Consider the following 24985-nt stretch of genomic DNA (forward strand, 5'->3'; position numbering starts at 1 on the left):
CAGCGACGGTGGCGGGGGAGGCGTGCGCGTGCGACGTCGTCGTGCATGGCGGCCTCCTTCCCGGGCGCGGCCGTGCGGCCGCGGTGCTTGGCCGGTCCCCCGTCGGGGACCGTGCGCACGATCCTGGCAGCGCGACGCCGGGCGGTCCACGGAATTACGGGCCGGCGCTACCGCAGGCCGGCGAGCATCGCCCCCGCGGTCGCCGCAGCCAGCGCGACGAGCACGAGGGTCGGCAGGCGCTGCCACCACGCGCGCACCTCAGCCGTCCTCCCGGTCGCGGGCGTCGTCCCCCGCGTCCTCGGCGTCGTCCCCCGCGTCCTGCGCGTCGTCCTGCGCGTCGTCCCGCGCGTCGTCCCGAGCGTCCTCGCGCTCCTCCCGCGCATCCTCGCGCTCCTCCCGCTCGTCCTCGGGCGCCGGGCCGACGGCGGTGAAGACGCCGTACCCGACGGCGCCGGCGGCGAGGGCCGTGCCGATCCAGACGAGCGCCTGGCGCCGGGTCGGGGAGCCGTCGCTCACGGCGCAGCCCCGGTCATGCCGCGCCCCGCGCGAACCACCACAGCGCCGACGTCGTCCACGTGAGCGCCAGCAGGGTGAGCACCGTGCCGCCAAGCAGCGGCAGCACCCACCCCGGCAGCGACCGCACGCGCAGGGCGAGCATCTTCACGGTGAACGCGCCGAAGAACAGGCACCCGGCGACGCTGTGCACCGCCGCACGGGCCGGCTCGTCCTCGAGGCCCAGCGACCAGACGCACGCGAACGCCACCGGCAGCGTCAGCCCGAACGCCGTGACGCCGCTCCAGCGGTGCGTCCATCCCACCCACGCCGGCGCGCTGCGCACGCCGGGCAGGCGCCCGTACATGGCCAGCGCGGTCAGCAGCTGGACGGCGAGCAGCACGACGGCGCCGGTGGCGAGCCACGACTTGGCGGCGACCATCGAGCCGAACCACAGGGAGAACAGCTCGGTGCCGTCGCCGGGGTGGGCGTCCGCGTAGGCGGCGAGGGCACCCGAGACCGCGACGCCACCGAGGACGGCGGCGGCCAGCGCCCACCGCCACCCCGCACCGGCGCCGGGGCGGGAGGCGGGGCCGGAGGCGTCCACCGAGGCCATGACAGCACGGTGCGCCCCGCCGCGGGTCGGGGCAAGCGGCAGGTCAGGCCCGGCGCGGCATCACCGGGTGAAGTTCTGCCAGGCCCCCGCGACGTCGAAACCCATCTGCTCCAGCGCGGCCCAGCCGACGCCCACGACGGCGTACAGGCTCACCGGGGTCATCACGACCCACTCGCGCCACGACCCGGCGTCGCCCAGCAGGGGCACCGAGACGTTGCCCCGGGCGGTCCAGAGGTCGTCCAGCACCAGGGCGCGTCGGCGCACCCAGCGGGGCGAGCGCACGCGCAGCGGCCACAGCAGCGGCACGCCGCGGGTGGTGAGGAGGTCGCCCACGATGTGCACGAGGCAGCCGAGCCCCACGCAGAACGGCATCCAGTACCACTCCTCGGGCGCGAAGACGGCGACGAGCGCCGCCAGGCCCACGGACGAGAGCCAGGGCCACAGGGTGCCCTTGCGGGTCAGCCGGAGGGCGCGCAGCGCGAAGGCGACGAGCAGCACGGCCATGACCCCCGGCCCGACCAGCACGTCGCCGAAGCGCTCGGTGGAGACCGAGACCAGGCCGGCCACCCACGCGATCGCGGTGAAGACCAGGACGCCCAGCAGCGAGTGCGTGGCGGCGCGGTGCCCGCCGCTCACGGCGGCGACGACGCGGGTGACGCCCTCGGAGACCGGTGGCAGGGAGTGCGCGATGGTGCCCGAGTGGTGGTCGGCGTCGGGCAGCAGGGCGGCGCCGGCGCACACGAGCGCGCCGGTCATCACGCCGACGTCCGACACGGGGTACCAGCCCAGGGCGATCGGGGTCGAGGCCGTCACGGCCACCCAGGCCGCGGCGCCCGAGGCCGCGTGGTGCCCTCCCATCATGGCGGTGCGCCCCTTTCGCGTTGGTTCTCCCGAAGGACCGGAACGTCCGGCTCGGCGAACCGTACACGGCCGCGCCGACAGCCCGGCCGTCGCTCCGAGACCCATCAGAAAAGTGTGCCAAGCGGGGCCGAGGAAAAGGCGCCGTCCGGCGCGTGCCCGCCCGCGGCCCGGACAGCAGGGGCCCGGCCGTAAGGTCGGCGCATGGAGCGCTCCTGGGACGACGTCGACGCCTACCTGGCGGACCTGCTGGTGCCGGAGGACGACGCGCTCGTCGCGGCGCGGGAGTCCGCGCACCGCACGACGATGCCGCACGCCGCGGTGTCCCCGGCCCAGGGCCGGTTCCTCGCGCTGCTGACGCAGGCCGCCGGCGCCCGCCGCGTGCTGGAGGTCGGCACGCTCGCCGGCTACAGCACCGTCTGGCTGGCCCGCGCGGTGGGGCCCGGCGGGCACGTGACCACGCTGGAGCTCGAGCAGCGCAACGCCGCCGTGGCGCGGGAGAACCTCGAGCGGGCGGGCGTCGCCGACCGGGTGGACGTCGTCGTCGGGCCGGCCACCGCATCGGCCCAGCGGCTGGTCGACGACGGCGCCGAGCCCTTCGACCTCGTGTTCGTCGACGCGGACAAGCCGAGCAACCCGCGGTACCTGCGCCTGGCGCTCGAGCTCACGCGCCCCGGCTCGCTGATCGTCGTGGACAACGTGGTGCGGGCCGGCGCGGTCGCCGACGCCGCGAGCGACGACCCGCGGGTCGTCGGCTCGCGGCAGGTGCTGGCCGACATCGCCGCCGACGACCGGCTGGAGGCCACCGCCCTGCAGACGGTCGGCGGCAAGGGCTGGGACGGGTTCGCGCTGGTGCGCCGCGTGCGCTGACGCGGTCAGCGCACCCGCGCGGCGGCGCGCCGCCGCACGGCGACGGCGGCCGCCACGACGACGGCCACGACGAGGACCCCGAGCGCGAGCCCGGACGCGACGTCGTGCACGTAGTGGACGCCGGCGCCCACCCGGCTGCCGGCCACCGCCAGGGCCACCGGCACGGCGACCACGGCCGCCCGGCGCACGGCGAGCACGCAGGCGGTGGTGATCGCCCCGGCGACGACGGCGTGGTTGCTGGGCCAGGACCAGTCGCCGACCGCCGGGCAGGCCAGCACCGTGGCGACGTCGACGACGCGGCACGGGCGCGCCTCGGCCACGAGGAGCTTGACCGCCTCGCTCGTCCCGTACGCGAGGACAACGCCGGCGCCGCCGGCGGCGAGGATCCCGAACCGCGGCCGGTCCCGCCGCCACGTGGCGAGGGCCAGCACGCCGGCCGTGGCGACCAGGACGAGCAGCCCGTGCTCGGCGACCAGCCCCACGAGACCGCCCAGCGACGAGCGCTCGACGCCGCCCGCGACGGAGCGGTACAGGTCGGCGCGGGTCGGCAGCGTGGCGAGGGTCACGGCCGCGAGCGTCAGGACGACGGCGAGAGCCGGGCCGAGGACCGGCCGGGGCGGGAGCGGGGACCGGGCGGCGGGCGCGGTGCGAGGGAGGCGAGGACTGGTCATGGGCCGCGACGCTACGGACGGCGCCGCGCGGGCGGATCCGGCCGGGGGAGGGACCGGCGGTCGGCCCGGGGTCGTACGGGACGGCGCCGGCGTCGGACCACGGGAGGACCGCGCGAGGGGCCGTGCGAGGGCCGTGCGGCGGCGGTGCGCGGCGGTGCGGCGGCACGGTCGGGTAGGCTGAGGGCAGACTTCCGGCGCGCGAGCGTCGGCGGGATCCGAATGAGACAGCGGATCGAGCGGCCCCCACGGACCTCCACAGCCGTGGGGGCCGCTTGTTGTCCGGCGGCTCCGAGTGCCGTTGACCTTGTCGCGGCGTCATGGTCGATGCTGAGCGCATGCGCATCGGGGACGTGGCCAAGATCGCCGGGACGACACCGCGGGCGGTGCGGCACTACCACCGCGCGGGCGTCCTGGTGGAACCCGCCCGCCGCGCCAACGGCTACCGGGAGTACGAGGCCGCGGACGTGGTGCGGGTGCTGCGCGTGCGCTGGCTGCTGGCCGCGGGGCTGAGCCTGCGCCAGGCCCGCGAGGCGCTCGACGCGGACGGCGGCGGCCTGGAGCGCGAGCTCGGGGCGGTGCTCACGCAGCTGACCGCCGAGCGCGAGCGGCTCGACCACCAGGAGCGGGCGCTGCGCGCGCTCCTGGCCCAGGTGCGCGCCGGCCACAGCCCGTCGGCCGTGGCCCCCGAGGTGCTCGCGGGGCTCGCGGAGGTGGCCGACGCGGTGGGCGCGGACGGCGAGGGGTGGGTGGCCTCGGAGCGGCGCGCCGTGGAGCTCCTGGCCCACCGCGGCGTCCTCGACGAGGACGCCCAGCGGCTGGTGGCCGACACCCTCGGGAGGCTCGCCGGGGACCCCGGGCACGCCGCGGCGCTGGGCGCCGTCGCCGCCCGGATGGAGGCGCTGGCGGGGCGCGACCCGCGCCGTGCGGCCGCGGAGATCGAGGCCGCGGCCGACCTGCTCGGCCAGGTCCTGGCCGTGGCCGAGATCGACGCCCTCGCCGGTGCCGTCACCCCGACCGACGACGACGGGCACCCCTGGCTGGAGGCGCTCCTGCCGGACCCGGCGCAGCGCGCGGTGCTGCGCACGGTCCTCGAGCGGAGGGCGTCGTGAGCCGCGCGCCGGCGCACGGCGCCGCGGGCGCGCTGCTGCGGTGGTCGCCGCCGGTCGCGGACCTGGGCCTCGTCGAGGTGCGCCGGTTGCGGGCGGCGGTCCTGCTCGCGCGCGGACGCGTGCACCGGGAGGAGGCCGACGACGTCCTCGTGCCCTACGCGGCGGGCAGCGGCACGACGTGCGCCGGGCTCGTCGTCGCCGCGGCGCTGGAGGCGGCGGTCGTCCACCTCGCCGTCCCGTGGGAGCGCCTCGGCGCCTGGGCGTGGACGGCGTGGGCGGTCCTGGGCCTGTCCGTCTACGGGGCGGGGTGGGTGTTCCTGTGGTGGGCCGCACGGCGGGTCCACCCCCACCTGGTGCGCCACGGCGACGGCGACGGTGAGCTCGTGCTGCGCGCCGGCGCCTGGGTCGCGGCGCGTGTCCCGCTGTCCGCGGTGGTCGACGCCACCACGCGCCGCCGCGGCGGCGTGGCCCCAGACCCGGGACGCCTGACGCTCGGCGGGCTGGGCGGCGACACCAACCTCGACCTGGAGCTGACCGGACCGCTGACCGTGCGCGGCCCCCTCGGCCGCGAGCGCCGGGTGACGGGCGTGTCGCTCTGGGTCGACGACGCCGCGGCCGCGGCGCGGGCGATCACCGCCGCACGCGACGGATCGCGGTCGACGCAGGCGGGTGCGGGCCGGGCCCGGTGAGGTCAGCCGCCGGCCAGGGCCCGCACGGTGTCGATCGTGTCCGCCTCGGCAGCGGTCTTGTCGTCGCGGTAGCGCAGCACGCGGGCGAACCGCAGCGCCAGGCCGCCGGGGTAGCGGGGCGAGCGCTGCAGGCCGTCGAACGCAATCTCCACCACCTGCTCCGGGCGCACGTGCACGACCTGGCGCGCGCGGCCGGTCTCGAGCTCGAGGAACCGGCGGGTCTGCCACTCGAGCATCTCGTCGGTCATCCCCTTGAACGTCTTGCCGAGCATCACGAACCCGCCCTCCGGGTCGCGCGCGCCCAGGTGGATGTTGGACAGCCGGCCCTGTCGCCGGCCGGAGCCCCACTCGGCGGCGAGCACCACGAGGTCGAGGGTGTGGCGCGGCTTGACCTTGACCCAGCCGGCGCCGCGGCGGCCGGCGGCGTAGGGCGCGTCGAGGTCCTTGACCACCACGCCCTCCTGCCCCTCGGCGACCGCACCGTCGAAGAAGGCCTGGGCCTCGGCAGCGTCGGCGGTGACCAGGCGCCGCACGGTGCGCCCCGGCGCGACGCGCTCCAGCGCGGCCAGCCGCTCGCGCAGCGGCGCGTCGAGCAGGTCGGTGCCGTCGGCGTGCAGGACGTCGAAGAAGAACGGCACGAGCTCCAGCCGCGCGGCCAGCTCGACCTCGGCCGCCGGTGACGGCGGGTCCGCCGACGCGGCCGCGCCGGCCGGCTCGACGGCGGCGCCCGCCGTGCGGGTGGCGGAGCGCGCGGCGGTCTCCTGGAACGGCCGCGGGGTGCCGTCCTCGCCGAGGGCGAGGGCCTCGCCGTCGAGCACCGCCTCGCTGACCGGGAGCGCCTGGACGGCGGCGACGATCTCCGGCACGCGGTCGGTGATGTCGTCGAGCGAGCGCGTGAACACCCGCACGTCCTCGCCGCGGCGGTGCACCTGGATGCGGATGCCGTCGAGCTTGACGTCGAGGCACGCGGTGCCCTGGGCGCCCTGGTCGCCCTGGGTGCCGCCCGGCACGCCCAGCCGCTCGAGCGCGGCGGGCACGTCCGGCGCCGACTGGGCGAGCATCGGCCGCACCGGCCGGCCCACCTCGAGCCGGAAGCCCGCCAGGGCCGCGGCCGGGTCGGCGCCCGCGGCGACGGCCGCCAGCACCGCGCGGGCCACCGGGCCGGTGGCACCCCGCAGCATCACGGCGCGGCGCACCGCCTCGGCGTCGACGCCCGCCGCCTCGGCCACCGCGTCGAGCACCACCGAGTCCAGGGCGCCCTGGCGCAGCTCGCCCGCCACGAGGCCCACCAGGAGGCGCTGCTCCCGCGCGGTGGCCGCGCCGAACAGGTCGGCCGCCGCCTGCGTCCGGGCCGTGCCGGACCCGGGCCCCGCCAGGGCCGCCATCTTCTCGAACGCCGCGTCGACGCCGGCCACGGTGAGCGTCGGCGAGGCCGCCGGCGGCGGCAGGTCGCGCAGCGCCGCGTACCCCAGGCCGGTGCGGCGCTGGCGCAGCTCGCCGGCGAGGTAGGCGACGACGATCTCGACGTCCTCGGCCGCGCTCCGTGGCGCCTCGGCGCCCTCAGCCGCCGTGGCGCGCAGCAGCTCGGCGATGGTCGCGCGCTTGGCCAGGCGCGAGCGGGTCGCGGCCACGGCCTCGGACGTGGCGGCGACCCGGTCCAGCAGCATCCGCGCCGCCTCAGCGGCGGTGCGCGACACGCACGAGCGCCCGCACGGCCATGACCGCGGCCAGCCCGCCGAGGATCCACGGCGCCCCGTTGACCAGCGGGTCCACCGCCTGGTGCGTGACGTCCGCGCGGCCGCGGCGGGAGGCGACGGGGTGGTGGCGCAGCTCGCTGGCGATGCCGGTCTCGGTCACCGGGTTGTCGGGCCGGGCGCTGACGAAGGAGCGCAGGGTGTGCTCGAGGACGTCGACGCGGTCGGCGGCGATGAGCGTGAGCCAGTGCGCGGCGCGGCCCTCGCTCCAGCGCTCGTACGCCAGCCGGCGGATCGCGCCCGACAGCCCGCGCAGCGGCTGCGCCGTGCCGAACACCGGGGTGAGGAACCGGTGCTCCACGGACCGCTCCCGCGGCCACGTCTCGGGCTGGCGCTCCGGGAAGTCCCAGTGCGCGCCGGTCGGCAGCGACTGCTCTCGCGGCACCGACGGCCGGTCCTTGGGGTCGAGGTCGGCGCCCCAGCCGGGGATGCGCGCCCGCAGCTCGTCCGACGAGGGGGCGAGGCGGGGCTTGGCGGCGGTGTAGACGGGCGGCTTCTCGGGGGTCACGCCGTCCTGCACGTCCTGGGCGTCGGGGGTCTGCTCGGTCATCTCGGCTCCTCTCAGGCGGCACCCGGCACGACGACCGGCTTGATGATGCCGTCGAGCTTGGCGGAGAACATGTGGTAGCCCTCGGCGATGTGCTCGAGCGGGATGTGGTGGGTGACCAGGTCGCTCGGCTTGAGGTGGCCGGCCTGGATGTGCTCGAACAGCCGCGGCCACTGCCGCTTGACGTGGGCCTGGTTCATCCGCAGCGTGAGGCCCTTGTTCATGGCGTCGCCGAACTTCACGGCCGAGAAGATCGGCCCGTAGGCGCCCATCACCGAGATGGTGCCGCCCTTGCGCACCCCGTCGATCGCCCAGTTCAGCGCGATCGGCGAGCCGCCCTGGAGCTTGAACCGGGCGGCCGTCAGGTGCTGGGTGAGGTTGCCGTCGGCCTCCGCGCCGACGCAGTCGATCGCGACGTCGGCGCCCAGGTAGTCGGTGACCTGCTTGAGCAGCAGCACGATGTCGCCGTGCTCGGCGAAGTTGTACGTCTCGGCGTGCGCGAACTCCCGCGCCTTCTCCAGCCGGTACTCGAGGTGGTCGATGACGATGACGCGACCGGCACCCATCAGCCAGGCCGACTTGGCCGCGATGAGGCCCACCGGCCCGGCGCCGAAGACCACCACGGTGTCGCCCTCGACGATGTCGCCGAGCTGCGCCCCGAAGTAGCCGGTCGCCACGGCGTCGGTGAGCAGCACCGCGTCGTCGGCGTCCATCCAGTCGGGGATCTTGCTCGGGCCGACGTCGGCGAACGGCACCCGCACGTACTCCGCCTGGCCGCCGTCGTACCCGCCGGTCGTGTGGGAGTAGCCGTAGATGCCGCCCACGGCCGTGGCGTTGGCGTTGACGTTGTGGCAGTTGGCGTACAGCCCGCGGGCGCAGTAGTAGCAGGAGCCGCAGTAGATGTTGAAGGGCACCATGACGCGGTCGCCGACCTGCAGGTTCTGCACCGAGGTGCCGACCTGGTCGACCACCCCGATGAACTCGTGGCCGAACGTGTGGCCCACCCGGGTGTCCGGCATCATCCCGTGGTACAGGTGCAGGTCGGAGCCGCAGATCGCGGCGAGCTCCACGCGCACGATGGCGTCGTTCGGGTGCTCGATCCTCGGGATGTCCTTCTCCTCCACGCGGACCCGGTAGGGCCCCCGGTACACCATGGCTCGCATCGCAGCTCCCTCGTGGTCGACGGACCCGGCCAGCCTCACACCGGCCCCGCGGCCACGCACTCGCGGCGGTCCGGTTGTGAGCGTCGCGGGCGCTGGCGACAGTGGGTGCAGCCCCGGGGCCGGAGCGCTCCGTCCCCGGGCGCCGGCACGGCCCGTGCGGCCGGCACGGGCACCCGACGACGACGGAGGTGACCAGCATGGCGACCGGTGAGACCGGGTTCGACGACGTGACCTACGACCTCATCTCGGTGCAGTACCACTCGCTCAAGGCGGGGCACGACTACGGGCAGTACGTGCGCGACGCCCGGAACGCGGGCGAGGACGAGATCGCCCAGTTCTTCGAGCAGGTGATGGCGGAGGACTCGCAGCGCGCGCAGAAGTGCCACGAGTTCCTCGCCAGGCTCGGGGGCACCGACAACACCGCCCCACAGTCCGACGGGTGACGCACGCCGGGGGCCCCGGGCCGAGCGGTCCGGGGCCCCCGGCGTGCCCGCGCATCGCCACGGCCGTGCCCCGGCCGTGCCCAGGACCTGGGCGGTCGCCGCCCTCGCCGGCGCGCGCCGGACGCACGGGCGAGCGCCCGGCGAGGCCGTCGGCGGCGTGCCACCCTGGGCCGGTGAGCGCGCAGGAGCCGGTCGACGTCGACGCGCTCGTCGACGCGCTGTACGCCGGCCCGCTGGAGGAGTTCGTCGCCGCGCGCGACGCCGCCGCCAAGCGCGTGGCGGCGTCGGGCGACCGGCTCGGCGCGGCGCGCGTGAAGCGGCTGACGAAGCCGACGGTGGCGGCGTGGGTGGCGAACCGGGTCGCCCGGGAGCACCCGGACGACGTCGCCGCCCTCGCCGCGATCGGCGACGAGCTGCGCGCCGCGACCCAGGACCGCGACCGCGGGCGCATCAAGGGTCTGGACCGCCTGCGCCGCGAGCGCACCGACGCGCTCGTGCACGCGGTGCGCGCGGCGGGGGAGGTGGACGGCCGCCCGGTCTCGGACGCGGTGCTCGACCGGCTCGCCGAGACCCTCACCGCCGCGGTCATGGACGCCGACGCGGCCGCCGTGGTGCGGGCCGGCCGGCTGTCGCGGGCGCTGCAGCACGTCGGGTTCGGGATCGTCGACGAGGGCGGCGACCCGGCCGACGTCGTGCGGATGCGGGCCGCCGTGCCCGAGGCGGAGGGCGCGGCGCCCGCGCCGGCGGACGCGGCACCGGCCGGGGAGGCGCCGGCCGAGGACGACGAGCTGGCCGCGGCCGACGAGCTGGCCGCGGCCGAGCGCGAGGCGAGCGAGGCGGCGGCCGAGGTGGACCGGCTCGAGGCGCGCCGCGACGACGCGGAGCGGCGGCTGCGGGAGGCCGAGGAGGCCGCGGCCGAGCGTGCGCGGGAGCTCGCCCGCCTGGAGGAGGAGCTGGAACGGCTCATCGCCCGGCGCGCCGCCGCCCGCGAGGAGGCCGACGGCGCCCGGTCGGCGCAGGACGCGGCGCGCGCGGCGCTGGCGGCGGTCGAGGACGAGCTCGACCAGGCCGAGGAGCGCGCGACCGCGGCGCGCCGCCGGCGCCGGGAGGCCCGCCGCCGGTCGTCCTGACCTCGGGGGCAGCTCCTGGCCGACTCCGTCCCAGGTTCCTCCCGGCTCCGTCCCCGAGGCCCTCCTGACCCGTCCTGCTCACCGGAGCGCCTCGGCGGCCGATGGGACGTGTGGGGAGCCGCCCTGCGGCGGCGAGGTGTGTGACGAAGGAGGCCGAGTGGGCAGGACGGTGCTGCACAGCATCGCGGACCGGGTGGCGCGGCGCGCGCGGTCGGGCGTGGGGGAGCCGGGGGTGCGGCTCGCGTCGCTGCTGCGCCTGGTCGACCACATGCCGGTGGCCGTGATGACCGTGGACCCCGAGTCGCTCGAGATCAGCTACCTCAACGACGCCTGCCGGCGCACGTTCGCCGACGTCGCCCTCGCGGTGCCCGTGCCCCTGGACGCGCTCGTGGGCACGCCCGTGGACATGCTCCTGGGCCGCGACCCCGACCAGCTGCGCCGCCTGCTTGCGGGCTCGGGGACCCTGCCCGAGCGGTCGCGGCAGCGGTTCGGCGAGCGCACGCTCGAGGCCGTCGTCTGGCGCCTGGACGGCCTCGAGGACGCCGCGCCGACCGGGGTGCTGCTGTGGCAGGACGTCTCGACGGAGATCGAGGCGGCCACCCGGGCGGGCCGGCTCGCGCGCCAGGACGGCCTGACGGGGCTGCTCAACCGGGACGCCTTCCGCGAGCGGCTGGACGTCGTGCTGGCGGGGCCGGACGCGGCGGCGTGCCTGCTGTACGTGGACCTCGACGGCTTCAAGACCGTCAACGACGTGCACGGCCACCTCGTCGGCGACATGCTCATCCGGCAGGCCGCGACGCGTCTGCGCGACGCCGCCGACCGGGCCGAGGGCACCGTGGGGCGCGTCGGCGCCGACGAGTTCGTGGTGCTGCTGCCGCACGGCGACCTCGACCGGGCCGCCGCCGTGGCGGACGGGATCGTCAGCAGGCTCGGCCTGCCGTACCGGCTCGGCACCGAGCGGCACGCGCGGGTGAGCGCGTCCGTCGGCATCGCGCACGCCCCGGCGCACGGGACCGACGCCGAGACCCTCGTCGCGCGGGCCGACATGGCGCAGTACGCGGCCAAGGAGGCGGGCAAGGGGTCGGTGCGGGTGTTCGCCGGCTGGATGGAGGAGCAGGTCCGCGAGCGGGTGCGGCTCGAGGCCGCGCTGCGCCGCGCGATCGAGCACGAGGAGGGCCTGTTCGTCTTCTACCAGCCCATCGTCGACATCGAGACGGGCACCGTGACGGGGCGCGAGGCGCTGGCGCGCTGGCACGACCCGACGCACGGGTGGGTGCCGCCCGGGCAGTTCGTCCCGGTGGCGGAGGAGAGCGGGCTCATCGAGGCGCTCGGGCGGCTCGTGCTGCGGCGCGCCTGCCAGGACGCCGTCGGCTGGGCCGACCAGGCGCGCGTGGCGGTGAACGTCTCCGCGGAGCAGCTCGGCCACGGCACCCTCGTGGAGGCGGTGCTCAGCGCGCTCACCGCCTCGGGGCTGGCGCCGGCGCGCCTGGAGCTCGAGGTGACGGAGACCGCACTGCTGCCGGTCGACGCCGCGGCGAGCGTGGCCGAGCTGACGTACCTGCGCGAGGCGGGCGTGCGCGTCGCGCTCGACGACTTCGGCACCGGCTACTCGTCGCTCGCCCACCTGCGGGCGTTCCCCTTCGACAAGATCAAGATCGACGGCAGCTTCGTGCGCGAGGCGGTCGAGAGGTCGGACAGCGCCGCGGTCGTGCGCGCCGTCGCCGAGCTCGGGCGCCGCCTGGAGGTCACCACCGTGGCCGAGGGGGTGGAGACGCAGGACCAGCTCGACCGGGTCCGGGCCGAGGGCTGCGTCGAGGTGCAGGGCTACTTCTACGGGCGCCCGGTGCCGAGCGACCGCGACGCGGCGGTCGTGGCGGGGCTCGGGTGAACCGCGGGTGAAAGAGGCCGTTCGACCTGCGGGAAGACCACCGCGAGCACTAGGTTCGCTCGGCGGCGGACACGCGCTCTCGCGTCCGCCGAGCTGAAGGGGAGGGAAGGCGCATGCACGAGCTGCGACCGGTCTACCTCGACATGGACGGGGTGTACGCCTCCGGCCACGTCGAGTGGTGCGACGGCGCCGCCATGCGGGTGGAGCTGCCGAGCCTGGGGCGCGCCTGGACGGTGGGCGCCCAGGTCCGTGCCGAGGTGCTCGACGACGTGCGCGGCCGCTGCGTGTACGACGGGACCGTCACGCACCGCGAGGACCTCGCCCTCGAGCTCTCCGGCCTGGTCCGGGTCGCCACCTTCCAGGAGCGCGAGGCCGTGCGCGTGGCCGTGCACGAGGTCGTGGCCGCGACGGTGACACCGGCCGCCAGGCCGGCCGGTGACGCGCCGGGGGACGACGAGCTCAAGGTCACCCTGGTCGACCTCAGCGCCCACGGCCTGCGGCTGGTCGCCCCGCGCAAGCTCGCGGCCGGCGACACCCTGGAGCTGGCCGTCCCGGGCGTGGAGGGCCCCGGGGGCGTGCGCGAGGTGCCCGTGCGGGTCGCCGTCGTGCGCACGCAGCAGCTGAACGACGTCACGCACTACGGGTGCCGGTTCCTCGGGCACGACGCCGCGCGCACCGAGCTGCTCAGCCGGCACGTCGCGCGCCTGCAGCGCGAGGAGCTCCGCCGGCGCGCATCGTACTGACGCCGGGCCCGGGGACGGGCCCGGCGTCCGCACGACGCGCCGGCGGCCGGCGCGTCAGCCGGTGGAGCGCCCGGTGAGCTTGTCGCGCAGCCTGTCGACCATGCCCACGCCCGGTCCCACGGTCTTGTGGAACAGCTCCGAGTGCGGGGCGGTGGGGTGCGGCCGGGTGGGCGCGAGCTTCTTGGCGTTCTGGACCTTGACGCCCAGCTCGACGAGCTGGTCCGGCGGGATGTGCGCCCGCAGCTGCGGGAACTGGTCGGTCTCCTCGTCGTTCGCGTGGTGGCGCAGCTGCGCCTCCAGCTCGCGCACCAGCTCCATGAACGTGGCGTCGGAGGCGTCGACGTCCTCGAGCCGCTTGAGGAGCTGGACGATCTCCTCGTGCTCCTGCTTGTCGTGCGCGATCTCCTCGGAGCCGTTCGGCATGTGCTCCTCGACCGCGGGGTAGACGAACATCTCCTCGGCGACGGCGTGCCGCATGATCTCGGCGGTGACGGTGTCGGCCAGGTCCCGGCGCTGCGTCGCGTCCGGTGCGGTCTCGATCTGGCCGATGAGCTCGAGCATGTCCCGGTGGTCGCTGGTGAGGATGTCGACCACGTCGGCGCCGCCGGCGCCGGTGCTGGCGGTGGTGTCGGTCATCTTGGCCCTCCTTCGGGCGGTGCTCCCAGCGTAGGCAGGACGGCGTGCGGTCGCACCGGGCGAGGTGGGATCGTGCACGGGAGCGTCGTCCCCAGCGTCCCGAGGAGGTGCGTCGCATGGTCCGGGTCGCCGTCGGCACGGTCGTCGGCAGGGTCGTCGGCAGGGTGCGCGGCGCCGTCGCGCGCGCCGTGGGCGCGGCGGCCGACTACAACGACCGCTGGGTCATGGAGCTCCACGAGCCGTGGCAGGACGGCGCCCGCGTGCTGTGCGGCGGGCCGCACCGCGGCCGCGTGCCGGGCTGGCCCTGCCGCGCCTGGTCGGCGGCGGACGCCCGGCGCGCCGCGCGGCGCCGGCGCCGCGGGGCACCGGGCTGAGCGGGCATGCGGAAGGCCCCGGCTCCGTGAGGAGCCGGGGCCTTCCCGACGTGTCCGGAGGGGGACTTGAACCCCCACGCCCTATACGGGCACTAGCACCTCAAGCTAGCGCGTCTGCCATTCCGCCACCCGGACGAGTGGACCGTTGCGGCGCCCTGCGCCGTCTCGGTGCGGGTAGAAACATAGCACGTCACCGGGGTCCCAGGACAAACCGCCCGGTCCCCTGCCGGGGATCGTGACCGGGTGCACACTGGGGCACACCGGGCGCGCGGTCACACGCTGGACCCGGCGTCCGACGAGCGCGCCGCGGCGCGCGGAACGACCCCAGGAGGCGACGACGTGACCGACGACCGGCCGGCGCTGAGCCCCGCTGCCCGTCGTCTGGTACAGACCCGGCGCGACGCCGAGCGGGCCGCGACGAGCGAGAACGTCCCCGCGTGGTTGCGCACCGCGGCCGGCTGGTCCTGGCGGTTCGTCGCCGTCGTCGTCGCCGTCTCCCTCGTCGTCTTCGCCACCGCGCGCGTGCAGCTCGTGTTCGTCGCGGTGTTCCTCGCCCTGGTGCTGACCTCGGTGCTCAAGCCGGTCACCGACTACTACGCCCGGGCCATGCCCCGGCGCCTGGCCGTGGTGCTCGCCTTCCTCACCGCGGTCGTCGTGTTCGGCGGTCTCGTCACCTACGTGGTCGCGTCGGTGGCGGGGCAGTGGAGCCAGCTGGCGGGGGAGTTCAACGACGGCATCGAGCAGATCGTCCGTTGGCTCCAGAGCGGGTTCCTGCCGGTGTCCTGGGCGCAGATCAGCGAGTGGATCGACACCGGCCGGCAGTGGGTCAGCGACCACAGCGACGACCTGGCGAGCCAGGCGGTCGCCAGCGCCGGCTCGGTGGCCGAGGGGTTCGCCGTCGTCGCCCTGTCGATCTTCTGCACCGTGTTCTTCCTGACCTCCGGCGGCCAGATGTGGCGGTGGTTCCTCGACCAGCTCCCCGAGCCGCACCGGTGGCGGTGGAGCGCCGCGGCGAGCGCCGGCTGGTACAGCTTCTCCGGCTACGCGCGCGGTACGGTGATCATCGCCATCACCGACGGCATCCTCGCCGGCGCGCTCCTGGCGATCCTCGGGGTGCCGCTGGCGGCGCCCCTGGCGGTGCTGGTCTTCATCGGCGCCTTCATCCCGCTGGTCGGCGCGCCCGCGGCCATGATCGTCGCGGCCGTCGTGGCGCTCGCGGCCGAGGGGCCGGTCACCGCGCTCGTCGTGACCCTCGGCATCGCGCTCATCGGCCAGATCGAGGGGCACCTGCTGCAGCCGCTCATCATGGGCAAGCAGGTGGCCCTGCACCCGGTCGTCATCGCGCTCGGCGTCACGGCGGGCACGGTGGTGGCGGGGATCCTGGGCGCGGTGGTGGCCGTGCCGGTGCTCGCGGTCGCCTGGACGGTGTTCACCACCCTGCGCCGCGGCGAGCCGCCGGGCGACGCCGACGACGTCGTGCGCGACGTGCCGACGGAGCTCGACGGCGGGGGGAACGGCACGGACGGCGCGGCGGGCCGGGGCGCGGCGCAAAACCCGTGAGCGGCGCCGCCGGCGCGTGAGAGGCTGCCGCGCATGGAACCGTTCCCCCTGGTCAACGAGCACGTGCACCTGTCCGCGCCCACCGCCGCCGACGTCGACCGGGTGACGGAGGTCTGCCAGGACGCCGAGGTGCAGCGGTGGACCACGGTGCCGAGCCCGTACACGCGCGCGGACGGCGAGTCGTTCGTCACCGGGTTCGTGCGGCGCGGGTGGGAGACGGGGTCCGACCTCACGTGGGCGGTGCGGCCCGCGGACGACCCCGCCGGACCGCTGCAGGGCATGGTGGGGATGGCCGTGGCGGACGGCGGCGGAGAGCGCACCGGGGAGATCGGCTTCTGGGCCGCGCCCGAGGCCCGCGGCCGCGGCCTGGTCACCGAGGCGGCCCGGATCGTCGCCGACCTCGGACTCGACCCCGAGGGGCTGGGCCTGGTGCGCGTGCAGTGGCTGGGCTACGTGGGCAACTGGCCCTCGCGCCGGGTGGCGTGGAAGCTGGGCTTCCGCTTCGAGGGCACGCTGCGGCGCTTCGCCGACCAGCGCGGGGTGCGGCGGGACGCCTGGGTCGCCTCGCTGCTGCCGGGAGACCCGCGCGAGCCGGCCGCGCCGTGGCCGGCGGAGGCGCCGCGCTGAGGAAAGGCGTTGTGCTCCCACGCGCCGCGTGCCACCCTCGTCGTGTCCCCGCGGCACCGCCGCGCGTGAGAGGGGACGGCTCCCGAGCAGCATCGTGAGGCACCAGACATGACGGGCACCCCGGCCGCCGCCTGACCGCGCGCCGTCCGCCCCGCGGGGCCGGGCCGGCGCACCAGCCGACCGTCCGGAGCCCGCGCATGCCCGCCACCACGTCCACCCTGCCCGCCGTCGTCCTGCACGACGTGACCTTCGCCTGGCCCGACGGGGCCACCCCGATCGCCGGCGTCTCCGGCGCCTTCGGCCGCGGCCGCACCGGCCTCGTCGGCAGCAACGGCGCCGGCAAGTCCACGCTGCTGCGGCTCGTCGCCGGCCGGCTGCGGCCCACCGCCGGCACGGTCACCGTCGCCGGGGTCGCCGACCACCTGCCCCAGCGCCTCACCCTCGACGTCGACGCCACCGTCGCGGACCTGCTCGGCGTGCGCGCCGTCGTCGACGCGGTGCGCGCCGTCGAGTCCGGCGACGTGCGGCCCGAGGTCTTCGACGTCGTCGGTGACGCCTGGGACGCCGAGGAGCGCGCCGTCGCGGCGCTCGCGGCGAGCGGCCTGCCCGCCGACCTCGACCGCCGCGTCGGCACCCTGTCCGGAGGGGAGGCGATGCTCGCCGCCGTCACCGGGGTGCGGCTGCGGGGTGCCGACGTCGCGCTGCTGGACGAGCCCACCAACAACCTCGACGGCGACGGGCGCGAGCGCCTCTACGAGCTCGTGCGCACCTGGCGCGGGGCGCTCGTGGTCGTGTCCCACGACCGGGCGCTGCTCGAGCTCGTCGACGCCACGGCCGAGCTGCGCGGTGGCGCGCTCACCACCTACGGCGGGCCGTACTCGGCCTACGAGGAGCGCCTGGCCACCGAGCGGGCCGCCGCCGAGCGGGCCCTGCGGGACGCCGAGCAGACGCTGCGCCGCGAGAAGCGCCAGCGCATCGAGGCCGAGGAGCGCATCGCGCACTCCCAGCGCCAGGGTCGCAAGGACGCGGCCGACCGCAGGTACGTCAAGGCGGTCGTCCACGACCGGCGCAACTCCGCGCAGAAGGCGCAGGGCGCGCGCCGCGGCCAGGCGGCGGACAAGGAGGCCGCCGCCCGTGCGGGGGTCGAGGCCGCCGAGCGGGCGGTGCGCGACGACGACGCGATCGCCGTCGACCTGCCGGACCCCGGCGTCCCGGCGGGCAGCCGCCTCGCCGTGCTCCGGGGCGCCGACGGGCGCGAGGTGGTGCTGCAGGGACCCGAGCGGGTGGCGCTCACCGGGCCGAACGGGGCGGGCAAGACGACCTTGCTCGAGCGCCTGCTCGGCCGCGGCCCTGCGGGCGGTGCCGGCGAGGGCGGTGCTCCCGCCGGTGACGGCGCCCGCCCGGACGGGACGCTGCTCACCGACCGTGTCGGCTACCTGCCCCAGCGGCTCGACGTGCTCGACGACGCCGCGACGGTGCTGGACGCGGTGCGCGCGGGTGCGCCGGGCGTCCCGCCGGGCGAGCTGCGCGGCCGCCTGGCCCGGTTCCTCGTGCGCGGCGCGGCCGTCGACCGGCCGGTCGCGACCCTCTCCGGCGGCGAGCGGTTCCGGGTGACCCTGGCGCGGCTGCTGCTAGCCGACCCGCCCGCCCGGCTGCTGGTGCTCGACGAGCCGACCAACAACCTGGACCTGGCGAGCGCCGACCGGCTCGTCGAGGCGCTGGGCGCCTACCGCGGCGCCCTGCTGGTGGTGAGCCACGACCGGCCGTTCCTCGACCGGCTGGGGCTGGACGTCGAGCTGCGGCTGGGGCGCGACGGCACGCTGCACCGGGTGCGGTAGCGCGGGCGTCGGCGCGGGCGGCGGAGCGGGCGTCGGAGCGGGCGTCGGCACGGCTCGGCCGGCGCGGGTGCTTGGATGGGCGCATGACGTCGTCCGCGCCAGCCCCCGCCAGCGCCACGCTCGACCCTGCCAACCCGTTCGCCTCGCCGTCGCCGCTGCCCTACGGGCTGCCCGACTACGCGGCGGTCCGCGAAGAGCACTACGAGCCGGCGATCCTGGCCGGGATGGCGCAGCAGCGCGCGGAGGTCGAGGCGATCGCCACCGACCCGGCGCCGCCCACGGTAGCCAACACGCTCGAGGCGCTGGAGCGCTCCGGCCGGCTGCTGGACCGCGCGCTGCGCGCGTTCGACAACCAGCTCTCGGCGGACGCCACGCCCGGGCTGGAGGACGTCCAGGAGCGCCTGGCGCCGCGGCTGGCCGCGCACGCGGACGCCCTGGCGATGGACGCGCGGCTGCACGCCCGGGCCACGGCGCTCGCCGACGCCGCGGCGTCGGGTGACCTGGACCTGGACGCCGGGACCGCCTACCTGCTGGAGCGCCTGCTCATCCGGATGCGCCGGGCCGGCGTCGCGCTCGGGGCGGCGGAGCAGGAGCGGCTGCGCGCCCTGAACGCCCGGCTGACCATTCTCGAGGCGCAGTTCGGCCGCCGCCTGCTCGCGGGCGCCAACGCCGCCGCGGTGCTGGTCACCGACCGTGCGGAGCTCGACGGGCTGCCCGAGGACGCGGTGGCGGGGGCCGCCGCCGCGGCGGCGGCGCGCGGGCACGAGGGCGCGTGGCTGCTGGAGCTGCAGCTGCCCACCCGCCAGGGCGTGCTGGCGTCCCTGCGCAGCCGCGACCTGCGCGAGCGCGTCCAGCGCGCGTCGGAGTCGCGCGGCGCCGACGGCGGCGAGCACGACACGCGGGCGATCGTGCTGGAGACCGCGCGCCTGCGCGCCGAGCGGGCCCGGCTGCTCGGCTACCCGCACCACGCCGCGTACGTCGCCGAGGACGCCACGGCGCGCACCGCCGACGCCGTCGAGCAGATGCTCGCGCGGCTGGCGCCGGCCGCGGTCGCGAACGCCCGCGCCGAGGCGGGCGAGCTCGAGGCGCTGCTGCGCGCCACCGAGGGCGCCGACGCCGAGCTGCGGGCGTCGGACTGGGCCTTCCTGTCGGAGCAGGTGCGCCAGGCGCGGTTCGCGCTCGACGACGCGGCCCTGCGGCCCTACCTCGAGCTGGACCGGGTGCTGCGCGACGGCGTCTTCGAGGCGGCCCGCCGGCTGTTCGGCATCTCGCTGGCCGAGCGGACCGACCTGGTGGGCTACCACCCGGACGTGCGGGTCTTCGAGGTCTTCGACTCCCCGGAGCCGGGCCGGCCCGGCGAGGGCCTCGGGCTGTTCCTCGGCGACTGGTACACCCGCGGCTCGAAGCGGGGCGGGGCCTGGATGAACGCGCTCGTCGACCAGAGCCACCTGCTCGGCGAGCGGCCGGTGGTGGTCAACAACCTCAACGTCGTCAAGCCGCCGGCCGGCGAGCCCACGCTGCTGACCTGGGACGAGGTGATCACCGTCTTCCACGAGTTCGGGCACGCGCTGCACGGCCTGCTGTCCGACGTGCGCTACCCCTCGCAGTCCGGCACCGCGGTGCCGCGCGACTTCGTCGAGTACCCCTCGCAGGTCAACGAGATGTGGGCGTGGGAGCCGCAGGTCCTGCGCGGCTTCGCGGTGCACCACGCCACCGGCGAGCCGATGCCGGAGCAGTGGGTCGAGACCATGCTCGCCTCCCGGCAGTGGGGCGAGGGCTTCGCCACGACCGAGTACCTCGCCGCCGCGCTGCTCGACCAGGCGTGGCACCGCCTCGCGCCCGAGGACGTGCCCACGTCGGTGGACGAGGTGGTGCCCTTCGAGCAGGCCGCGCTCGAGGCCGCCGGCGTCGCCCTCGCGGCCGTGCCGCCGCGCTACCGCACCACGTACTACAACCACGTCTGGGGCTCCGGGTACGCCGCCGGCTACTACTCCTACGTCTGGTCCGAGGTGCTCGACGCCGACACCGGGGAGTGGTACCGCGAGCGCGGCGGCCTGGCCCGCGCCAACGGCGAGGCGTTCCGCCGCCGGCTGCTGGCCCGCGGTGGCTCCCAGGACCCGATGACGTCGTTCCGCGACCTGCGCGGGCGCGACCCCGAGATCACCCCGCTGCTCGCCCGCCGTGGACTGGAGGCCTGACCGATGACCGACGAGACGACGACCGCCCGCCCCGCCCCCGACGGTGCCCCCGTGCCGACCGCCGAGGACGAGGTCGTCGGCATCTGCCGCGACCTGCTGCGCATCGACACCTCGAACTACGGCGACGACTCCGGCCCGGGGGAGCGCAAGGCCGCCGAGCTCGTGGCCGAGCTGCTCACCGAGGTGGGGCTCGACGTCGAGGTGTTCGAGTCGCGCCCCGGGCGCACGTCCGTGGTGACGCGCGTCGAGGGCGCCGACCCGTCGCGCCCGGCGCTGGTGCTGCACGGGCACACCGACGTCGTGCCGGCCGTGGCCGCGGACTGGTCGGTCGACCCGTTCGGCGGCGAGGAGCGCGACGGGCTGCTGTGGGGCCGCGGCGCCGTCGACATGAAGGACATGGACGCGATGATCCTCGCCGTCGTGCGCCAGATGGTGCGCGAGGGCCGCAAGCCGGCGCGCGACGTCGTCGTGGCGATGTTCGCGGACGAGGAGGCCGGCGGCGTGCACGGCGCCGAGTGGGCCGTCGAGCACCGCCCCGAGCTGTTCGAGGGCGCCACCGAGGCGATCAGCGAGGTCGGCGGGTTCTCCGTCGAGGTCGGCGGCCGGCGCGCGTACCTGCTGCAGACGGCGGAGAAGGGCCTGGCCTGGCTGCGCCTGCTCGCCGCCGGGCGCGCGGGCCACGGCTCGGCGGTCAACGAGGACAACGCCGTGACGGCGCTGGCCGAGGCGGTCGCCCGGATCGGCCGGCACCGCTGGCAGACCACGCTGACGCCCACCGTCGAGGCGCTGCTGCGCGGGGTGGCGGACCTCACCGGCCTGCCCTTCGACCCCGAGGACGACGGCGCGCTCGACGCGCTCGTGCGCGCGCTCGGCCCGGCCCGGCCGTTCGTCGGGGCCACGCTGCGGCACACGGCCAACCCCACCCAGCTCGACGCCGGCTACAAGGCCAACGTCATCCCCGGCACCGCCAGCGCCGCCGTGGACGTGCGGCTGCTGCCCGGCCACGAGGCCGAGGGCCTGGCCACGCTGCGCGAGCTGGCCGGGCCGGGCGTGCGCCTGGAGCCGATCCACGAGGCGACCGCCCTGGAGGTGCCGTTCGCGGGGTCGCTCGTGGACGCGATGGCGGACGCCGTGGTCGCGGAGGACCCGGGCTCGGTGGTGCTGCCGTACATGCTCTCGGGCGGCACGGACAACAAGTCGCTGTCGCGCCTGGGCATCACCGGCTACGGGTTCGCACCCCTGCGCCTGCCGGCCGACCTCGACTTCGTCGCGATGTTCCACGGCGTCGACGAGCGCGTGCCGACCGACGCGCTGCGGTTCGGCACCCGGGTGCTGGACCGGCTGCTCGGCACCTGCTGAGCCGCACGACCACCGGCACGACCACCGGCGCGGGCGCCCGCCGACGGGTGGGCGGGGGAGCGCGGCCCCATGATGGACGGCGTCCCCCCGCCCCCGCCCGCCTGGAGCGCCCATGCCGCACGACACCTCGTCCCGCCCCGAGCCCGAGACCGGCTCCGGCTCCGGCTCCGGGACCGGCTCCGCGTCCGTGCCGGTCGGCACCGCGACCCTGCGCGACGTGCGGCGCACCGCGCGCGAGGTCTTCGGGTACGAGTCGCTGCGCCCGGGGCAGGCGGAGGCGATCCGCGCGCTGCTGGACGGGCACGACGTGCTGCTGGTGCTGCCCACCGGCGCCGGCAAGTCGGCCGTCTACCAGCTGCCGGGGGTGGAGCTCGACGGGCCCACGCTGGTCGTCTCGCCGCTCATCGCGCTGCAGCGCGACCAGGTGCGCTCGCTGCTGGAGGTGGGCGACGAGGACGTCTCGGCGCGGGCGCTGAGCTCCGCGGTGCCGGAGAAGGAGCGCCGCGCGACGCTCGAGGCCGCCGCCCGCGGCGAGCTGGAGTTCCTCTTCCTCGCCCCGGAGCAGCTCGCCAACGACGAGGTGCTCGAGGCGGTGCGCGCCGCCCGGCCGAGCCTCGTGGCCGTCGACGAGGCGCACTGCCTCTCGGTGTGGGGCCACGACTTCCGGCCCGAGTACCTGCGCCTCGGCGAGCGCATCGACACCCTCGACCCGCGCCCGCGGGTCATCGCCCTGACCGCCACCGCGTCGCCGCCCGTGCGCGACGACATCGTGCGCCGCCTGCACCTGCGCGACGCGGCCGTCATCGTGCGCGGGTTCGGCCGCTCGAACCTCGAGCTGGCGGTCGAGCGCGCCCTCACCGAGGCCGACAAGGACCGCGCCGTGCTGGACCGGGCCGCGGCGGAGGTCCAGCGCGCGGCCGAGGCCGCGCGGGCGGGCGACGGCCCGGGCGGCAACGGCATCGTCTACGTCGCCACCCGACGGCGCACCACCGAGCTCGCCGAGGCGCTGGCCGGCCGCGGCCTGCGCGCCGCGGCGTACCACGGCGGCATGCGCCGCGCCGAGCGCGACGAGGCGCAGCACCGGTTCACGGCGGGGGAGGTCGACGTCGTCGTCGCGACGTCGGCGTTCGGCATGGGCATCGACAAGCCGGACGTGCGCTTCGTGCTGCACGCCGACGTGCCCGACTCCCCGGACAGCTACTACCAGGAGGTCGGCCGCGCGGGCCGCGACGGGCAGGACGCCGCCGCCGTGCTGTTCTACCGGCCCGAGGACCTGGGCCTGCGCCGCTTCTTCGCCGGCGGCACGCCCCGGCGGGATGACCTGCTCGAGGTGGCGGGCACGCTGCCCCAGGAGGGGCGCCGGGGCGGCCACCGTACGCCGTCGGGCCTGCCGCGCCGGCTCGCCCGGCTGCGGTCCCTGGTCGAGGACGCCCGCGCGCTGGCAAGCGGCGACGCGCGCCCGGCCGCCGTCGCCGACGCCGCGGTGGAGCTCGCCGAGGAGCGGCGGCGGATGGACGACTCGCGCGTGGAGATGATGCGCGGGTACGCCGAGACCGGGCAGTGCCGGCTGCAGTACCTGCTGGCCTACCTCGGGGAGGACCTCGACACGCCGTGCGGGCGGTGCGACACGTGCCGCGAGGGCACGGCGGCCGAGCACGACGTCGACGCCGCCGACCGGCCGTTCGCCGTGGGCGCCGGCGTGCGGCACCGCGAGTTCGGCCCGGGCACCGTGATGGGCTACGAGGCCGACGACCGCGTCACGGTGCTGTTCGAGGCTCACGGGTACCGCACCCTGGCGCTCGCGGTCGTCGAGCACGGGCTGCTCGAGCCCGACGGCGCGGCCGGGCAGCGGGCCTGACCGCCTCGGGCCCGGCCGCGGCACCCGGCTCCGGGCCGGCGTCGCGGTCCGTGGCCCGGCTCAGCCCGCGAGCTCGCGCAGCAGCGCCCGCGTCTGGGCCACGTACCCGCCGCCGAAGAGCACGGCGTGCACCGCGAGCGGGTACAGCTGGTGCAGCCGCACGCGGTGCTGCCAGCCGCGAGCCAGCGGGTGCGCCGCGGCGTAGCCGGCGAGGATCTCGGCCAGGTGCGGCGCGCCGAACAGCGCCAGCATCGCCAGGTCGGTCTCCCGGTGCCCGCCGTGCGCGGCCGGGTCGATCAGCACGGCCCCGTCGGGCGACCAGAGCACGTTGCCGGACCACAGGTCGCCGTGCAGGCGGGCCGGCACGTCGTCGGCCGACGCCCCGGCCAGCCGCGGCAGCCGGGCGCACACGCGCTCCACCAGCCGCTCGTCGTCGGCGTCGAGCACGCCGCGGGCGCGGCCCTGGGCGACGACCGGCCGCAGCCGGGCCTCGGCGTAGAACTCGGCCCAGCCCGGCCAGGCCCCGCCGGGCATCGGCAGCGGGTCGTCCAGCGGCCCGAAGAACCCGGCCGCGCCGGGCCGCGCCGCGGCGTACCCGGGCGGCAGCGCGCCGAACGCCGGCGCGCCGGCGTCGTGCAGGGCGGCGAGCGCGGCGCCGAGGGCGCGCGCCGCCGTGGCCGTGGCGGGGGCCGGGGGCACCCGCTCGAGGTCGAGGTGGTCGGCGCCGACGTCCAGCACCCGGGCCACGCGCGGGCCGCCCGCGGGCTCGGCGAGCCACGCGAGCCCGGCCGCCTCGCACGCGAAGAACCCGTCGGGCGCGCCGGTGCGCGCCTTGCGGAACACGGCCGGCGCGGCGCCCGGGGCGTCGCTCACGGGGCGCCCCTCACAGGGTCGAGGCGACCTTGATGATCTTGCGGCGGAGCCACACCTTGCGCGTGCCGCCCATGGAGATGCGCGTGCGCGCCAGCTCCCAGCGGCCGTACTCCGCCTCGTCGGTCAGCATGCGGCGGGCGTCCGGGACGCTCGTCGTGCGGTCGATGGTCAGGACGCGGTACTCGTACTGGCCGTGGGCGCGCCACGCCGAGGTCCGCTGATGGTCGGTCGCCGCCATCGTCACCGTCCTTCCTCGTGGTTTCCGGTCCCCATTCTGCCCCCGGCGGCGGTAGCGTCGGACCATGACCGCAGACCCGCGTGCCGCGCTGGACCGTCTCGTCGCCGCGCTCGAGGCGCACTTCACCGCGGTGTCGACACGCCGCAGCGACGACGACCCCCGGGTCGACGACGCCTACGACGTCCTCGCCGATGCGTTCGAGGTCTACGACGACGCGCTGGCCCAGGTCTACGGGGAGGTCACGCCGTTCGTCCTCGAGGAGGAGGACGACGACGAGGGGGACGACGCCGAGGACGCCGAGGACGTCGACGAGGCGGACGACGTCGACGAGCTCGACGAGGACCTCGCGACGGAGCTCGACCGCTCGCGCTGAGGCGTCAGCGCCGCGGGGTCACCGCCGCCGCGCAGGGGCACCGCCGGGGCCGGTTCCCGCCAGGGGCGCCGGCGGGCG

Annotated in this window: 25 protein-coding genes and 1 tRNA gene; 15 read left to right on the forward strand and 11 right to left on the reverse strand. The window is 76.8% G+C overall.

Annotated elements, in window-relative coordinates; translation table 11 throughout:
* Positions 1 to 258 precede the first annotated feature (258 nt).
* From U5M74_RS09540 to U5M74_RS09550, 3 genes are read right to left on the reverse strand one after another with little or no spacing between them, the layout of a single operon-like run.
* Positions 259 to 516 (reverse strand): hypothetical protein, encoded by a 258-nt coding sequence (locus U5M74_RS09540; RefSeq protein ID WP_410908425.1) that lies wholly within the window; start codon positions 514 to 516, stop codon positions 259 to 261.
* 13 nt (positions 517 to 529) lie between these two features.
* Positions 530 to 1108: a DUF6529 family protein gene (locus U5M74_RS09545; RefSeq protein ID WP_410908427.1), complete on the reverse strand. Its 579-nt coding sequence runs from the start codon at positions 1106 to 1108 to the stop codon at positions 530 to 532.
* A gap of 60 nt (positions 1109 to 1168) precedes the next feature.
* On the reverse strand, positions 1169 to 1969 hold the full coding sequence (locus U5M74_RS09550; RefSeq protein ID WP_410908429.1) for a metal-dependent hydrolase: 801 nt from the start codon (positions 1967 to 1969) through the stop codon (positions 1169 to 1171).
* Positions 1970 to 2170: 201 nt separating this feature from the next.
* Here U5M74_RS09550 and U5M74_RS09555 point away from each other — a divergent pair, with 201 nt between their 5' ends.
* Positions 2171 to 2836, forward strand: a complete 666-nt coding sequence (locus tag U5M74_RS09555; RefSeq protein ID WP_410908431.1) for an O-methyltransferase — start codon at positions 2171 to 2173, stop codon at positions 2834 to 2836.
* 5 nt (positions 2837 to 2841) lie between these two features.
* Here the strand turns inward: U5M74_RS09555 and U5M74_RS09560 are convergent, their stop codons facing one another.
* Positions 2842 to 3507, reverse strand: coding sequence for a phosphatase PAP2 family protein (locus U5M74_RS09560; protein ID WP_410908433.1), 666 nt, complete (start codon positions 3505 to 3507; stop codon positions 2842 to 2844).
* Positions 3508 to 3842: 335 nt separating this feature from the next.
* On the opposite strand from U5M74_RS09560, the gene U5M74_RS09565 reads away from it, so the two are divergent.
* Positions 3843 to 4616 (forward strand): MerR family transcriptional regulator, encoded by a 774-nt coding sequence (locus tag U5M74_RS09565; protein ID WP_410908435.1) that lies wholly within the window; start codon positions 3843 to 3845, stop codon positions 4614 to 4616.
* The gene (locus U5M74_RS09570) at positions 4613 to 5305 is read left to right on the forward strand and encodes a hypothetical protein (protein ID WP_410908437.1); all 693 of its coding nucleotides are present in this window, start codon (positions 4613 to 4615) and stop codon (positions 5303 to 5305) included. Before U5M74_RS09565 ends, U5M74_RS09570 begins: the two co-directional genes overlap by 4 nt.
* A 2-nt stretch (positions 5306 to 5307) precedes the next feature.
* Here the strand turns inward: U5M74_RS09570 and U5M74_RS09575 are convergent, their stop codons facing one another.
* The 3 genes from U5M74_RS09575 to U5M74_RS09585 are packed head-to-tail and all read right to left on the reverse strand — an operon-like array spanning position 5308 to position 8769.
* Positions 5308 to 6972: an ATP-dependent DNA ligase gene (locus U5M74_RS09575; protein ID WP_410908439.1), complete on the reverse strand. Its 1665-nt coding sequence runs from the start codon at positions 6970 to 6972 to the stop codon at positions 5308 to 5310.
* 10 nt (positions 6973 to 6982) lie between these two features.
* Positions 6983 to 7609, reverse strand: coding sequence for a hypothetical protein (locus U5M74_RS09580; protein ID WP_410908441.1), 627 nt, complete (start codon positions 7607 to 7609; stop codon positions 6983 to 6985).
* 11 nt (positions 7610 to 7620) lie between these two features.
* The gene (locus tag U5M74_RS09585) at positions 7621 to 8769 is read right to left on the reverse strand and encodes a zinc-dependent alcohol dehydrogenase (protein WP_410908443.1); all 1149 of its coding nucleotides are present in this window, start codon (positions 8767 to 8769) and stop codon (positions 7621 to 7623) included.
* 197 nt (positions 8770 to 8966) lie between these two features.
* Between U5M74_RS09585 and U5M74_RS09590 the strand changes: the two genes are divergently transcribed.
* The 4 genes from U5M74_RS09590 to U5M74_RS09605 all read left to right on the forward strand — a co-directional run bounded on the left by U5M74_RS09590 (position 8967) and on the right by U5M74_RS09605 (position 12973).
* Positions 8967 to 9212 carry an acyl carrier protein gene (locus U5M74_RS09590; RefSeq protein WP_410908445.1) on the forward strand — a complete coding sequence of 82 codons (246 nt, stop codon included), beginning with the start codon at positions 8967 to 8969 and terminating at the stop codon, positions 9210 to 9212.
* 173 nt (positions 9213 to 9385) lie between these two features.
* Positions 9386 to 10342 carry a hypothetical protein gene (locus U5M74_RS09595; protein ID WP_410908447.1) on the forward strand — a complete coding sequence of 319 codons (957 nt, stop codon included), beginning with the start codon at positions 9386 to 9388 and terminating at the stop codon, positions 10340 to 10342.
* Positions 10343 to 10499: 157 nt separating this feature from the next.
* A complete protein-coding gene (locus U5M74_RS09600) occupies positions 10500 to 12230 on the forward strand; it encodes a putative bifunctional diguanylate cyclase/phosphodiesterase (RefSeq protein WP_410908449.1) in 1731 nt (576 codons plus the stop codon).
* A gap of 113 nt (positions 12231 to 12343) precedes the next feature.
* A complete protein-coding gene (locus tag U5M74_RS09605; protein WP_410908451.1) occupies positions 12344 to 12973 on the forward strand; it encodes a PilZ domain-containing protein in 630 nt (209 codons plus the stop codon).
* A gap of 54 nt (positions 12974 to 13027) precedes the next feature.
* On the opposite strand, the gene U5M74_RS09610 is transcribed toward U5M74_RS09605, so the two are convergent.
* Positions 13028 to 13609 carry a hemerythrin domain-containing protein gene (locus tag U5M74_RS09610; RefSeq protein ID WP_069983282.1) on the reverse strand — a complete coding sequence of 194 codons (582 nt, stop codon included), beginning with the start codon at positions 13607 to 13609 and terminating at the stop codon, positions 13028 to 13030.
* A gap of 116 nt (positions 13610 to 13725) precedes the next feature.
* Here U5M74_RS09610 and U5M74_RS09615 point away from each other — a divergent pair, with 116 nt between their 5' ends.
* Positions 13726 to 13983 carry a hypothetical protein gene (locus tag U5M74_RS09615; RefSeq protein ID WP_410908453.1) on the forward strand — a complete coding sequence of 86 codons (258 nt, stop codon included), beginning with the start codon at positions 13726 to 13728 and terminating at the stop codon, positions 13981 to 13983.
* 51 nt (positions 13984 to 14034) lie between these two features.
* Here U5M74_RS09615 and U5M74_RS09620 read toward each other — a convergent pair.
* A tRNA-Leu gene (locus U5M74_RS09620) sits at positions 14035 to 14118 on the reverse strand.
* A 204-nt stretch (positions 14119 to 14322) separates the two neighbouring features.
* On the opposite strand from U5M74_RS09620, the gene U5M74_RS09625 reads away from it, so the two are divergent.
* The 6 genes from U5M74_RS09625 (at position 14323) to U5M74_RS09650 (ending at position 23423) form a co-directional block, all read left to right on the forward strand.
* Positions 14323 to 15543 (forward strand): AI-2E family transporter, encoded by a 1221-nt coding sequence (locus tag U5M74_RS09625; RefSeq protein WP_410908455.1) that lies wholly within the window; start codon positions 14323 to 14325, stop codon positions 15541 to 15543.
* Positions 15544 to 15576: 33 nt separating this feature from the next.
* Positions 15577 to 16170: a GNAT family N-acetyltransferase gene (locus tag U5M74_RS09630; protein WP_410908457.1), complete on the forward strand. Its 594-nt coding sequence runs from the start codon at positions 15577 to 15579 to the stop codon at positions 16168 to 16170.
* A gap of 197 nt (positions 16171 to 16367) precedes the next feature.
* Complete coding sequence (locus U5M74_RS09635; protein WP_410908459.1) at positions 16368 to 18008, forward strand: ABC-F family ATP-binding cassette domain-containing protein; 1641 nt, start codon at positions 16368 to 16370, stop codon at positions 18006 to 18008.
* A gap of 83 nt (positions 18009 to 18091) precedes the next feature.
* Complete coding sequence (locus U5M74_RS09640; RefSeq protein WP_410908461.1) at positions 18092 to 20206, forward strand: M3 family metallopeptidase; 2115 nt, start codon at positions 18092 to 18094, stop codon at positions 20204 to 20206.
* Positions 20207 to 20209: 3 nt separating this feature from the next.
* Positions 20210 to 21565 carry a M20/M25/M40 family metallo-hydrolase gene (locus U5M74_RS09645; protein WP_410908463.1) on the forward strand — a complete coding sequence of 452 codons (1356 nt, stop codon included), beginning with the start codon at positions 20210 to 20212 and terminating at the stop codon, positions 21563 to 21565.
* A 112-nt stretch (positions 21566 to 21677) separates the two neighbouring features.
* Positions 21678 to 23423: a RecQ family ATP-dependent DNA helicase gene (locus tag U5M74_RS09650; RefSeq protein ID WP_410908465.1), complete on the forward strand. Its 1746-nt coding sequence runs from the start codon at positions 21678 to 21680 to the stop codon at positions 23421 to 23423.
* 60 nt (positions 23424 to 23483) lie between these two features.
* Here the strand turns inward: U5M74_RS09650 and U5M74_RS09655 are convergent, their stop codons facing one another.
* Positions 23484 to 24296: a fructosamine kinase family protein gene (locus U5M74_RS09655; RefSeq protein WP_410908467.1), complete on the reverse strand. Its 813-nt coding sequence runs from the start codon at positions 24294 to 24296 to the stop codon at positions 23484 to 23486.
* Positions 24297 to 24306: 10 nt separating this feature from the next.
* Positions 24307 to 24534, reverse strand: coding sequence for a DUF5703 family protein (locus U5M74_RS09660; RefSeq protein WP_069983582.1), 228 nt, complete (start codon positions 24532 to 24534; stop codon positions 24307 to 24309).
* A gap of 64 nt (positions 24535 to 24598) precedes the next feature.
* Here U5M74_RS09660 and U5M74_RS09665 point away from each other — a divergent pair, with 64 nt between their 5' ends.
* Positions 24599 to 24907 (forward strand): primosomal protein, encoded by a 309-nt coding sequence (locus U5M74_RS09665; protein ID WP_410908469.1) that lies wholly within the window; start codon positions 24599 to 24601, stop codon positions 24905 to 24907.
* Positions 24908 to 24985: the final 78 nt, after the last annotated feature.

It is taken from the genome of Puerhibacterium sp. TATVAM-FAB25, assembly GCF_046535855.1.
GTDB classification, from domain to species: Bacteria; Actinomycetota; Actinomycetes; order Actinomycetales; family Cellulomonadaceae; genus Puerhibacterium; species Puerhibacterium variabilis_A.